An 11968-nucleotide genomic window follows, 5' to 3' on the forward strand; every position below is an offset into this window, starting at 1 on the left:
ATACCGGTTACGTTCCTGTTGAGAGCGTTAGCGCGTCTCCAGCCATCGGCAGACTTCATCCAGGCGCTGGCGCGAATCGGCCAGATCTTCCGGGGCCGCCAGTACCAGCTCCGGCAAAGGACAAATCTCATAGCTATCGAGCAACGGCCCTTTAAGGGCGTCCAGACAGCGCACATACCAGAGATGGCGCAATGCTGTGGCGTTGATTTGGCTTTCGCCATACCCGGAGATGCGAATCTGGATGTTCCCGTGTCCGCATAAACGCGCCAGAAAAAGACGATCGGCCTCGCTGAGCGGCAGTTGGGTCAAATTGATGCTGTGAGGTTGCAACGCCGGATCGCGTACGTGCGCCAATAACTCATGGGCCAGCGGCAGTCCATTCATCAGGCCAGCGACAGGCGGAGGCAGCAGAGAGTCGTCAGGCAGCGTATCGGCAGTCGCCGCTTGCCACAATGTCAGGGGCGCGCTACCCGCTTCCAGACGATCCGTCAGCAGACGTCGGTTATGCAGATGGCGTACCCGCCACAGGCCGCAGAAGATGGTCTCCTGGATCTCGCTTTCACTCCCGTCCGGATGCTGAATGCGTACCGAGACTTCGCCTTCGCCCAATAGCGTATTGAGGAATGAGAGATCATCGGCATTCAGGGGAGATAACTCCCATCCCAGCACGTCGCCGACTTCCGGGATGCGCCGGGCAAGCTGACCTCGCAGATCGGTCAACAATGCCATCACCGCCGGGCTGTGAGCGCAGCGCTCCAGCGCCGCCATACTTGGGTCGCCATTGACCTGACAGGTGAGCGGTAAGGGATTCATCGAGAAACTAGCGTCATCAGGCTGCGTACCTGGCCCCAGCAGATGAAAAAAGGCGTTGCTCATTGTACTGTCTCCTGCGCTGCGGGAGTGTCAACCATCGAACGCATCAGCGTGAGCAGTTCAGCCCAGGGATGAATGCCGCTGAGCGCGCCGCGTAGCTCGCCGTCTGTAAAAACCAACGTCGCCGGAAACCGACGAACATTAAAGCGATCGCCGATAGCTTCGCTTTGTTCAAGGTCGGCCACCGCCACCTGCCAGTCAAACTGCGGGAACTCACGCAGGAGTTCGGCAATCATCACCGGGTTATCGCTGACTTCCGGCGTACGCCGCGGATCGCTACTTAACAGGATGACGCCATCTTCAACCAGTTTGATCCAGTCGTCTACCGTGGAAGCCTCTACCGGTTGCCATCCCCGGGTTAACAGGCGTTGCCATAGCGCAGAGAACGGGGTGTCATTCGCCACTTCTTTTGCCCTCCAGACGTGTCTGATATTGACGTATGCGCACTCCCTCATAATTTTCCATCGACAGGCATTTATAGTTCAGGCAGCGTGCGACCTCGTTTGCCTGCGGTACGATCCCCCAGGCGGCCAGTTGCGCCAGGGCGGCCTGTTCCGCCGCCGGTAGCTGGCTGCGAGCTATTTCGCTCAGGCTACCGCCATAGTCGTCCAGTTGCGCCGGTTGCAGACCGACCAGCGCTATGTGACAGGGCAGATGCCCGCGGATGTCGGCCAGCGCCAGAACTTCGGAAAAACTGTTTTGATGCAGACTCATTTTTTTGGCGCTGAGATACGCGGGGATTTTCTCGCCGGCATAGGTTCGCAGGCTGCCCGGCGCCAGGCCGTAATCGATCGCGTCAAGGAGCAGGAGATGGCTGGCTTGCTCTACATAACCTAACAGGTTTAGCCCTTGCGTACCGCCGTCCACAATTTCCACCTCTTCAGGCCAGTGATATCGGGCATACAAACGCTCCGCGACCCGGATACCGAATCCTTCATCGGCCCACAGCAGGTTTCCTAACCCCATCACCACTACGCGTTGCGCATTCATGAGGGCTCCTTGTCGTGCGGTTTGGGGAATTTATGGCTGCGATAGCCATTGATCATGGTGGAGATCACCGTATCGTCGGACATAATGTCTTCCCGGATAGCGAGGTAAACGTGCCCGACGATGAAGGCGGCGATCAGCCACATGCCCAGTCGGTGCCAGCTGTGAATATCGATGGAGTTGCCGCCGGTCCAGTAGAAAAATTCAACCACATAGCGGAACGGCGCAAAGATCGCGTACTGGCTATGCTCGCCAAACAGAGCGAAACCGGTGAGGATCATAAATACCGATAACAGGAAATAGCCGAACATCGCGGCCTGCGCGACAGGGTTATGTCCGATGTCGCTCCCCGGTTTTTTCTCCAGAAACAGATACCAGCGAACCACGGAGAAAGCGCCTTGCCACCAACTGCGACGCCAGACCGGGACGATAAACAGCTCTCGCGAATAGCGGTTGCCGACACAGGCCCAATAAATTCGCCCCAGCAGTAACACGGTAAAGATCATCGCGGCGGCAAAGTGGATCAGCCGGATATAGCCCATGTAAAACAGATAGGTCGCCTCGCCACTCACCGACGGCAAGGGCCGGCCAATGAAGTAGCCTGTTACCATCAGTACCAACATGCAGGCCACCGTTAGCCAGTGCCACAGGCGTACCGGCGCTTCAAACACATAGTGGCTGACGGCAGTATCACGCGCCTCCCCGACGCGTGGAGATAGCTTTCCAGTCATCGTTCTTTTCCTTAACGCTTAGCGTACCTGGACGGCAATCAGTTCGCTGCCGTCGTCGCCGAGCACGTGGGTTGAGCAGGCGAGGCAGGGGTCGAAGCTGTGCAGCGTCCTCAGGATTTCTAACGGTTGGTCGGGAATCGCCATTTGTGTTCCCATCAATGCCGCTTCATAGGCGCCGATCTGTTTTTTAGGATCGCGCGGGCTGGCGTTCCAGGTGGTGGGGACCACGCACTGATAGAGTTCAATCTTCTGATCGCGTATTGACGCCCAGTGCCCCAACGCTCCGCGAGGCGCTTCGGTAAAACCGATGCCGCGGCAGTGCTGCGGCCAACTGGCCGGTTCCCATTTCTCGGTATTGGCGGTGGCCAGGTCGCCGTTTTTCAGGTTGGTCATAAGCCTGTCGAAAAAATACTGCAGCTTACCGACGGCCCATTGCGCTTCGTGCGCGCGGCATAAAATACGGCCAAGCGTAGACTGGATACCGGAGAGCGGCAGTTTAAGGGCGGACATCATGCGATCTACCGACTCTATGGTGGCAGCGTCCCCTTTGTGGTACGCGATAAGCGTTCGGGCAAGCGGGCCGACTTCCATGGCATGACCCCGCCAGCGCGGCGCTTTAATCCAGGAGTAGCGTTCCTGCTCGTTGAGCTGCTGGATATGCGTATCGCTGCCTTTGACATCACCCGGGTTGTACCAGGGATCGGTAATGCCGTCAAAAGGATGACGCCCCAGCCGATCGTCCGGATAGCGGTACCAGGCGTGATCCACAAACTCCTGTATCTGCTGCGGATCGGCCAAATCTACCGGCATGACATTTTTAAAGTCGCCATTGACCACCGCGCCGCCCGGCATTAACAGGCTTTGCTGGCTGAAGTCGTTGGCAATGTCCGGAAATGCGCCGTAGCTCAGCACGCATTTATCCGACAGACCGGTGCCAATTTGACTCCATGCTTTATTGAACTGGCCGATAGCCAGCGCGTCCGGAACCATCACGTTGTTAATGAAGTCGGCGGTGCGGGTGATGATCGACTGCACCAGGTTGAGGCGCTCCATATTGATAGCCCCGACCGCGCCGCTTTGATCGAGATTGATCGCGCACGGCATCCCGCCAACGATCCAGTTAGGATGGGGGTTCTTACCGCCAAATATGGTATGGATTTTGACGATCTCGCGCTGGAAGTCGAGGGCTTCAAGATAGTGGGCAAAGCCCATCAGATTAGCCTCTGGCGACAGTTTGTACTGTGGATGTCCCCAATAGCCGTTACGGAATATCCCAAGCTGGCCACCATCGACAAATTTCTTTAATCGATTTTGTACGTCAAAGAAGTAGCCCGGCGATGACATTGGCCAGGCGGAAAGGCTTTGCGCCAACTGCGAGGTGGCGCGCGGATCGGCTTTCAGCGCATTCAGAACATCAATCCAGTCCATACCGGCTAACTGATAAAAATGGACCAGATGATCGTGGCACCACAACGTAGCCAGCATGATGTTACGTATAATATTGGCGTTATCCGGCACCTGGATACCAATCGCATCTTCGATAGCGTACACCGACGCCAGAGCATGTACCCCGGTACAGACACCACAAATACGTTCAACAAACGCCCAGGCGTCACGCGGGTCACGGCCTTGCAGAATGATCTCCAGCCCGCGGAACATTGTGCCGCAGGAAACGGCATTGGTAATGACGTTTTGCTCATCAATGTTCACTTCGCAGCGCATATGCCCTTCGATGCGGGTAATCGGGTCCACGATCAGACGACGGCCGGCGTCGTTAACGGTATAACCCTGGGTTTGATACTGGTTACTCATGCCTGTTTATCCTCATTGTCCGGCTGTTGTTCGGCTTGCGCTAACTGTTGTTTGTGGCGTTTACGTTGGTTGAGCGCGCTGGCGATAGCGTGACCGCCAACGCCCGCCGCGACCACGCCCAGCGCGGTCAGCCCCACCGTATCGGCGGTTGAATGGGTACCCATCTGGGGAATATCCACCACGCGGCTATAAAACGAGCCGCGATCCCAGAAACCATTTTCTGAACATCCCAGACATCCGTGACCGGACTGGATAGGAAAGGAGACGCCGTCATTCCAGCGTGTGGAGGAGCAGGCGTTATAGGTGGTTGGCCCTTTACAGCCCATCTTGTACAGGCAGTATCCCTTGCGGGCGGCGTCATCATCCCAGCTCTCAACAAATTCACCGGCGTCAAAATGGGCGCGGCGGTAGCATTTATCGTGGATACGCTGACCGTAGAACATCAGTGGACGACCCATGCGATCGAGTTCCGGCAGACGATCAAACGTCACCATATAGGTGATAATGGCGCTCATGACATCCGGGATTGGCGGACATCCAGGGACTTTCACGATCGGCTTGTCGGTGATCACTTTATCGATAGGCGTTGCCTGGGTTGGATTGGGGCGGGCGGCCTGGACGCAACCCCAGGAGGCGCAGTTTCCCCAGGCGATAATAGCGCTGGCGCCCGCGGCGGCTTTCTTCAGTTTTTCAATAAACGGGCGACCGCCGCTGATACAGAACATCCCTTGTTCTCCTAACGGTGGATTGCCTTCCACCGCCAGAATGTATTTCCCGGCGTAGCGAGTGGTAATATCGTCAAAGACTTCTTCGGCCTGTGCGCCGGCGGCGGCCATCAGGGTGTCGTCATAATCGAGGGAAATCAGCGAGAGGATCACATCTTTGGCTAGCGGGTGCGAGGAACGGATAAAGGATTCGGTACAGCAGGTGCATTCCAGTCCATGAATCCAGACCACCGGAATCCGCGGTTTATTTTCCAGCGCCCAGGCGATCTTTGGCGTCATTCCGGCGCCCAGTCCCAGCGATGTGGCGGCAAGGCTACAGAATTTGAGAAAGCTGCGTCGGGTCACTCCCTTACGACGCATGGCTTGATAAAAGGTCTCCTCGTTATTCATAACGCGTATTTTTTCTCCTTTTTGCACCACGCTCCGCCAGGGGCATAAGGCGCTTTTGCGGGTCCGTTGACGTTCCGCCAGCAAGGTAAATCATTGTGTTACGCGCGAGCGCGGAAACGAGCCCGATTCACTTTGCACCAGCGTATATCGCCAGAAATAATGTGAAAAAAGCGTATCGGATTAACGATAAGAAACAATGTGAAGTGTGTGGGTATAGCTTATAGCGGTATATTTATACCCATTATCGGTTTTTCGGCGAAAGGGCCGTGGCGGGGAAGGACGGTTGAGCTTGTTCCAGGATGAGGTTTTCAGCGAGCAACCTCGGGTAGATTTAGCCTGGTCTCGCCATTTCAGGGATACGTAAGTTGATGCAAAAGGAGGGAGGATTTGATGTCATCGTTAAAAGAAGCATACTTCGTGATGATTTTTATATAAAATAATAGTGCTGGTTTTAAAGGAATGCAAAAAAGAGACCGTTTGAAAGAGGGCGTCCCATGAAAAATAACATCAGATTTGACTTGTCCGATTATTTGATTCATTTTTTTCGGGACGTTAATTTAGAGACCGGTAGCCATATTTATTTGCCTGAACACTGTGGTTTTAATAATCAGCACCACGCCTGTTTCATTGATGCTAAATATTTACTTCGATTATCTTTACGCAGTCATAAAATTTTCTCGTCCTGGTCATACCGAAATGGGCAACGAACCGTATATGGTGACTCCCCGGTGGTATGCTTTACAGATATGCCGATTGCAGCTTATTTAGAAACTGGTGTTCGCCGATTAGAACGAAATGAAAAAATCGGTTTATATGCAATCGTTTTACCTAAAGAGCAAATGTTTAATTATGGGGCAAGGCCAGTCATATATGGGTTGGATGAGCATAACAATGCTCGATGCTCGCAAGGCAGAAACGGGGAACGTATTCTTGATGAAACTGCTCTTCCTTTGATTGAACAATATAGATATGTTACTTATGTTCCAGGTAAGATTGACTGGATACATGAACGTGAATGGCGATGGCCATATCGTGGCGATATTAAAAATTTCCTTAATCATATTAAAGAGTATGGTATTCCGGAAAACATTGAAAGCACCCCAGGGTTTGATTTTAAATCAAGCGAAATAAATGGTGCGGGAATAATAGTCCCATTTGCAGAAGATATCTCTACCGTAGCTCACGATATTTTAACTTTAATTGACCGGGGTGTCATTGGAAGAAATACTTTCAAATTCATTATAGCTGTAGAGAGTTTACAATCATGGACCCAGCTCTCGGAACCGGGCGCGTTACTGTCTTGTATTAATGATAATACTTTCGGATTTGAATCTTTTTTTGATTTATCTGCATCTAAAGTAAAAAATTATGCTGATTCTATCAATGATTATGTAAATGAATTATACTCAAAAAAAGATTTTCTAAATGATAGTTATGCAATGGAATTTGGAAATGCCTGGGTCTGGATTCATGATAACCAATCCCAGGTGGTACGGGCGTTACTGCAGGCTGGAATGATCAAGGTTAATAAAGAAGGGCGGTACTTATTAGATGTTAATTTGGCTTCTGTTGATTGGCCATTAAGAAGAAAAGAAGCTTTCGCAAGTCATGTTGCGGGATGGCTCAAACATCGTTTTGATATCGAAGCGGGAAGGTATTCCGTTTGGGGAAAAGATGATTATGATGCGATCCCAAGTTATGAGACGCCGCTAAAGGACCAGCATCCTTTTTATAATCATACAGTGAATGTCGACTGGTAATTAAGAAAAGAACTTACTGTAAATAGACTCGCTTTAGTTCCATGCATTTTTGAGATCCCGGCCAGATTGACCCTGGCCCGATCTCTGACGAAAACTCTGAATCTTCGATGTTTCCAATTATGAATTTCTATACCAATCTTTAAGTATCAATGCATTGTACCTGGTGCGCTGCTATAACTGTGTAAGAGGGATTGACGCTTAGAGCCTATCCCATTAGGGTTATTTTACCTGCCATTTTGGACCTGGGCAGTGCTCGCCAAAACGCGTTAGCGTTTTGAACGCCGCTTGCGGCGGCCCGAAGGGCGAGCGTAGCGAGTCAAACCTCACGTACTACGTGTACGCTCCGGTTTTTGCGCGCTGTCCGTGTCCAAACTGGCTGCGCCAATAACGCCTGGTGGGATAGGCTCTTAGTGTTAATGTACACCAAAGGTCGATGTGTTTACCGCACTTGTGGCTTGGTATGCAGTATGTATAATTATTGTGTGAATATTTTCATAAATTGATTTGTCTCTTCTTTGGCCTTTTCTATTGATTTATGTTTATATATTTTTGATTGGTATGTGTATTTTTCTAACGCAGGTAAGTATTTAGAGACGTCGTTACCTTTTTTGAAATCTATAGGCATATGAATACTCGCATATAATATATTTATCCTCTGCGATGGCGTTAGCTCAGAATAATTTATACCTTGTTCATAATAAGAAAGCATCACATCATTGCAGATCCTGTCTTTATACGACTGCCCTATGTATGCGATGATAAGTCCATATATAAGTAGCAATCCAAAAGAGACACCTGCTTTGTGGCTATGAAGGAAATTATATTGTAGCCCCACAAAAAAAAAGTACTTTTCTAATTAAAACAAGGATGAATGGTAAGGAGAATAAAAAACAACCGAAGTACATAATCACTTCGCCTGAATTCTGAAACATTTTATACCTTCCTGATAAATAATGGGTTAATTATCTGGTTAATATTCGTTGCCTATTATTTCTTTTATAAAAATAGACGATTCATTGAAATTTTTTTTGAAACTGGAGTAATTACTAAGTGTTTTCGGTATGCAAAAGATGACTCGTCCATTTTTTACTATGGCATAATATCTTGGATACATTAGCGCTTCTTCTTTTGTGTTTGGAACACCGTCATAGTCTATTTTTTCATCAATAGAGTCAAGTTGGCTAAATAAAAAGACTCTTTTCCTTAGCAAAGTATTATGAACAATAGCATTTTCATATATATCAAGTGACATTGTAAGACTCAATGCAGCAAATGAAAGTAATACAATGATGGAAATTGTTAATATTGCTAATGACAAGCCTTCCAGGCAATATAAAACAAGAAAAAAGAGTGGGATTGCAGGGAGGTAAGTGACCAATGGGTAAAAACGATCGATTTTTAAATGTGATATGATATTCTGAGGAGATGTGACATGGTCCTGAACGCCCTTGTTAAAGATAATGCTGTAAAGCGTCAAACTATTGTCAATTTTATCTATTGCTTTAGCTTTTATTCTTTGTGTGAATATAAAAAACGTTATCAAAAAGGCAATAAATAAGAAAATGATTAAATTATAAATAAAACTATCCACGGCATCATCCTGTATATCTACCGAAATTTCTATGGTCACTATTCTACTATTATTAATGAATGTCAATCTAAAATTGATGATGGTGCGTCCAGCCGGTTGGATTTGATCTAAAATAAAACTTTCGGTATTTCTCTATAGTCACAGAGCAAACAGGGTTGATTCTTTGTTAAAAAAACATCTCAATATTTTAATATAAATTCTTTCACGCGATTCTGGAGTATTACAGTCTACGATTTTAATGATTTTTTATTCATTCATTATGCGTATTAAATTAATGGCAGTGCAATCGCAAATTATAATTAGTTTCAGAATTGCAAAATGATTATAATTTTGTAGTTCATGCAGTTGGCCTAAGATCCCCGGTGGTGAGTGTAGGGGAGCGCCTGAACAAGATCTTAGGCTATGTACGATACTGTGATATGAGTTAACCCAAACAGGCCATACGGTATCTATACCTTTCTAAAAAGCTTTTAGTTGGTATAGAGTCAAAACCTTAGACGAAACAACATTCACACTATGGCCCTGGCAGTGCGTATCGGTGAGCATAATGGGGCCTTGTTTATTTATTATACCGTTCTTGTACTTACTTAAAATGAAGATGGAAGAATGTTGTACTCATTTTTGACAGCGTTGTTACGAGATGAGTTGAGACATTGTGAAAAGAAAAATCCACGCAAGTGCGTGGATTTTATGGGGTTTTCCAGTCTTCATGCGATTCGCTGAGATCGCATGAGACAACAGAAACTAATTAGACGTTGAACAGGAAGTTCATTATATCGCCATCTTTAACGATGTAATCTTTCCCTTCCGCTCGCATCTTACCGGCTTCTTTCGCGCCTTGTTCACCTTTATAGGTAATAAAGTCGTCAAAGGCGATTGTTTGGGCGCGGATAAAGCCTTTTTCGAAGTCGGTATGGATTTTACCTGCTGCCTGCGGCGCGGTTGCGCCAACCGGAATGGTCCATGCGCGAACTTCTTTCACCCCGGCGGTAAAGTAGGTCTGGAGGTTCAGCAGGCGATAACCTGCGCGAATAACGCGGTTCAGCCCCGGCTCTTCCAGACCCAGTTCAGCCATAAATTCGTCGCGCTCGTCATCATCCAGCTCAGCAATATCAGCTTCGACGGCGGCACACACCGGAACCACGACCGAACCTTCTTTGGCGGCGATTTCGCGAACCTGGTCCAGATACGGGTTATTTTCAAAACCGTCTTCATTGACGTTAGCGATATACATCGTCGGCTTCAGCGTCAGGAAGCTTAAATAACGGATAGCCGCTTTATCTTCGTCCGTCAGGTCCAGCGAACGCAGCATCCCCGCTTCGGCCAGGTGCGGCAGGCATTTTTCCAGTGCGGCCAGTTCCGCTTTGGCGTCTTTATCGCCGCCTTTGGCTTTCTTCTGTACGCGATGGATAGCGCGCTCGCAGGTATCGAGGTCAGCCAGCGCCAGTTCGGTATTGATAACATCAATATCTTCTGCCGGGTTTACTTTACCCGCCACATGGATGATATTGTCGTTCTCAAAGCAGCGAACCACGTGACCGATAGCTTCAGTTTCACGGATATTGGTCAGGAACTGGTTGCCCAACCCTTCGCCTTTGGACGCGCCTTTTACCAGACCGGCGATATCCACGAACTCCATCGTGGTTGGTAGAATGCGTTGCGGTTTAACAATCTCAGCCAACTGGTCCAGACGCGGATCGGGCATCGGCACGACACCGGTATTCGGTTCGATAGTGCAGAACGGAAAGTTTGCCGCTTCAATACCGGCTTTTGTCAGCGCGTTGAACAGGGTGGATTTCCCGACGTTGGGCAGACCGACGATACCGCATTTGAATCCCATGATTTAACTCACCTTAATATCTTAATAATCAACCTGTTATAGAAAACAGATTGCAGAAATGGAAATAACTTCGCCTATTATACACGGCGTGCGGCAAAAATGCCGCACATCACTGGTTATTGCGCCTTAAAGGTATGCAAACGGCTTGTTGCTTTGGCCAGACCCTCTTTGAACCACAATTCCGTACAGCGTGCCGCTTCGTCAATGGCCTCATCAATTAATTTTTGTTCAGAAACAGGGGGGTTACCCAGCACGAAACCAACAACTTTATTTTTATCGCCTGGATGACCAATTCCAACGCGTAAGCGGTGAAAGTTGGGATTATTGCCCAGCTTGCTGATGATGTCTTTCAGACCATTGTGGCCGCCGTGGCCGCCGCCAAGTTTAAATTTCGCGACGCCCGGAGGGAGGTCCAGCTCGTCGTGAGCGACCAGAATTTCGTCCGGCTGAATACGGTAAAAACTGGCCATTGCGCCAACTGCTTTACCACTGAGGTTCATGAACGTGGTGGGTACCAGCAGGCGAACATCTTCCCCTTCCAGCGTGATGCGTGAGGTATAGCCAAAGAATTTAGGCTCTTCACGCAACGGCGCGCGCAGGCGCTCCGCCAGTAAATCGACGTACCATGCGCCTGCATTGTGTCGCGTCGCGGCATATTCCGCACCGGGATTCGCCAGACCAACAATCAATTTAATTGCCACGTTTTTTGTCCTGAGTAGATCCATAACTGGCGCGTAGTTTACTGTCTGTCTGCCCGCTTGACAAAACACAGCGACACTCTGGAGTAAATTAAATAATTGCCAGCATTGATTATTAAAAATGTAAACTGTTCAGTGTGTTATTTGTAAAGTTTTGTTAAATGAAACTTTACATTTGTGATCACAGCCGCACTTACAAACGGAAGTGTTGTCTATACTTTACACATAAAGTTTAGGGGGATTTCCTAAAAACAACCCAAAAGTTCCGGAGGTGACATATGAAACGCAAAAACGCTTCGTTATTCGGTAACGTGCTGATGGGGTTGGGGCTGGTCGTGATGGTTGTCGGCGTGGGTTACTCTATTTTAAACCAACTGCCGCAGTTTAATTTGCCGCAATTTTTTGCGCATGGCGCAATACTGAGCATTTTTGTCGGGGCAGTTCTTTGGCTGGCGGGGGCTCGTGTAGGGGGGCATGAGCAGGTGAGCGACAAATATTGGTGGGTACGTCACTATGACAAACGTTGCCGCCGTAACGACAATCGTCGTCATAGCTAACCGG

11 protein-coding genes are annotated in these 11968 nt (G+C 49.0%); 2 read left to right on the forward strand and 9 right to left on the reverse strand.

Annotation, left to right across the window (positions count from 1 at the left end; translation table 11 throughout):
- Window positions 1–27 precede the first annotated feature (27 nt).
- The 6 genes from NA986_RS02740 to hyaA are packed head-to-tail and all read right to left on the reverse strand — an operon-like array spanning window position 28 to window position 5518.
- Window positions 28–876 (reverse strand): hydrogenase expression/formation protein, encoded by an 849-nt coding sequence (locus tag NA986_RS02740; protein WP_023216851.1) that lies wholly within the window; start codon window positions 874–876, stop codon window positions 28–30.
- The gene (gene hyaE / locus NA986_RS02745) at window positions 873–1277 is read right to left on the reverse strand and encodes a hydrogenase-1 operon protein HyaE (RefSeq protein WP_001525159.1); all 405 of its coding nucleotides are present in this window, start codon (window positions 1275–1277) and stop codon (window positions 873–875) included. The genes NA986_RS02740 and hyaE overlap by 4 nt, the downstream gene beginning before the upstream one ends.
- On the reverse strand, window positions 1267–1863 hold the full coding sequence (hyaD, locus tag NA986_RS02750; protein WP_000993809.1) for a hydrogenase 1 maturation protease: 597 nt from the start codon (window positions 1861–1863) through the stop codon (window positions 1267–1269). The genes hyaE and hyaD overlap by 11 nt, the downstream gene beginning before the upstream one ends.
- Window positions 1860–2591 carry a Ni/Fe-hydrogenase b-type cytochrome subunit gene (gene hyaC, locus NA986_RS02755; RefSeq protein ID WP_000147031.1) on the reverse strand — a complete coding sequence of 244 codons (732 nt, stop codon included), beginning with the start codon at window positions 2589–2591 and terminating at the stop codon, window positions 1860–1862. The genes hyaD and hyaC overlap by 4 nt, the downstream gene beginning before the upstream one ends.
- An 18-nt stretch (window positions 2592–2609) precedes the next feature.
- The gene (hyaB, locus tag NA986_RS02760; RefSeq protein ID WP_000070982.1) at window positions 2610–4403 is read right to left on the reverse strand and encodes a Ni/Fe-hydrogenase large subunit; all 1794 of its coding nucleotides are present in this window, start codon (window positions 4401–4403) and stop codon (window positions 2610–2612) included.
- Complete coding sequence (gene hyaA / locus NA986_RS02765; protein WP_001058311.1) at window positions 4400–5518, reverse strand: hydrogenase 1 small subunit; 1119 nt, start codon at window positions 5516–5518, stop codon at window positions 4400–4402. The genes hyaB and hyaA overlap by 4 nt, the downstream gene beginning before the upstream one ends.
- A 494-nt stretch (window positions 5519–6012) precedes the next feature.
- On the opposite strand from hyaA, the gene NA986_RS02770 reads away from it, so the two are divergent.
- Window positions 6013–7278 carry a DUF4427 domain-containing protein gene (locus NA986_RS02770; protein WP_198910082.1) on the forward strand — a complete coding sequence of 422 codons (1266 nt, stop codon included), beginning with the start codon at window positions 6013–6015 and terminating at the stop codon, window positions 7276–7278.
- A gap of 970 nt (window positions 7279–8248) precedes the next feature.
- Here the strand turns inward: NA986_RS02770 and NA986_RS02775 are convergent.
- The 3 genes from NA986_RS02775 to pth all read right to left on the reverse strand — a co-directional run bounded on the left by NA986_RS02775 (window position 8249) and on the right by pth (window position 11410).
- Window positions 8249–8869 (reverse strand): hypothetical protein, encoded by a 621-nt coding sequence (locus NA986_RS02775; RefSeq protein ID WP_024145024.1) that lies wholly within the window; start codon window positions 8867–8869, stop codon window positions 8249–8251.
- A gap of 748 nt (window positions 8870–9617) precedes the next feature.
- Complete coding sequence (gene ychF, locus NA986_RS02780) at window positions 9618–10709, reverse strand: redox-regulated ATPase YchF (RefSeq protein WP_000505850.1); 1092 nt, start codon at window positions 10707–10709, stop codon at window positions 9618–9620.
- Window positions 10710–10825: 116 nt separating this feature from the next.
- On the reverse strand, window positions 10826–11410 hold the full coding sequence (gene pth / locus NA986_RS02785) for an aminoacyl-tRNA hydrolase (protein WP_001538256.1): 585 nt from the start codon (window positions 11408–11410) through the stop codon (window positions 10826–10828).
- A 275-nt stretch (window positions 11411–11685) separates the two neighbouring features.
- Between pth and ychH the strand changes: the two genes are divergently transcribed.
- The gene (ychH, locus tag NA986_RS02790) at window positions 11686–11964 is read left to right on the forward strand and encodes a stress-induced protein YchH (RefSeq protein WP_000823878.1); all 279 of its coding nucleotides are present in this window, start codon (window positions 11686–11688) and stop codon (window positions 11962–11964) included.
- The last annotated feature ends 4 nt before the right edge of the window (window positions 11965–11968 follow it).

It is taken from the genome of Salmonella sp. NW177 (genome assembly GCF_051811585.1).
Classification (GTDB): domain Bacteria; phylum Pseudomonadota; class Gammaproteobacteria; order Enterobacterales; family Enterobacteriaceae; genus Salmonella; species Salmonella enterica.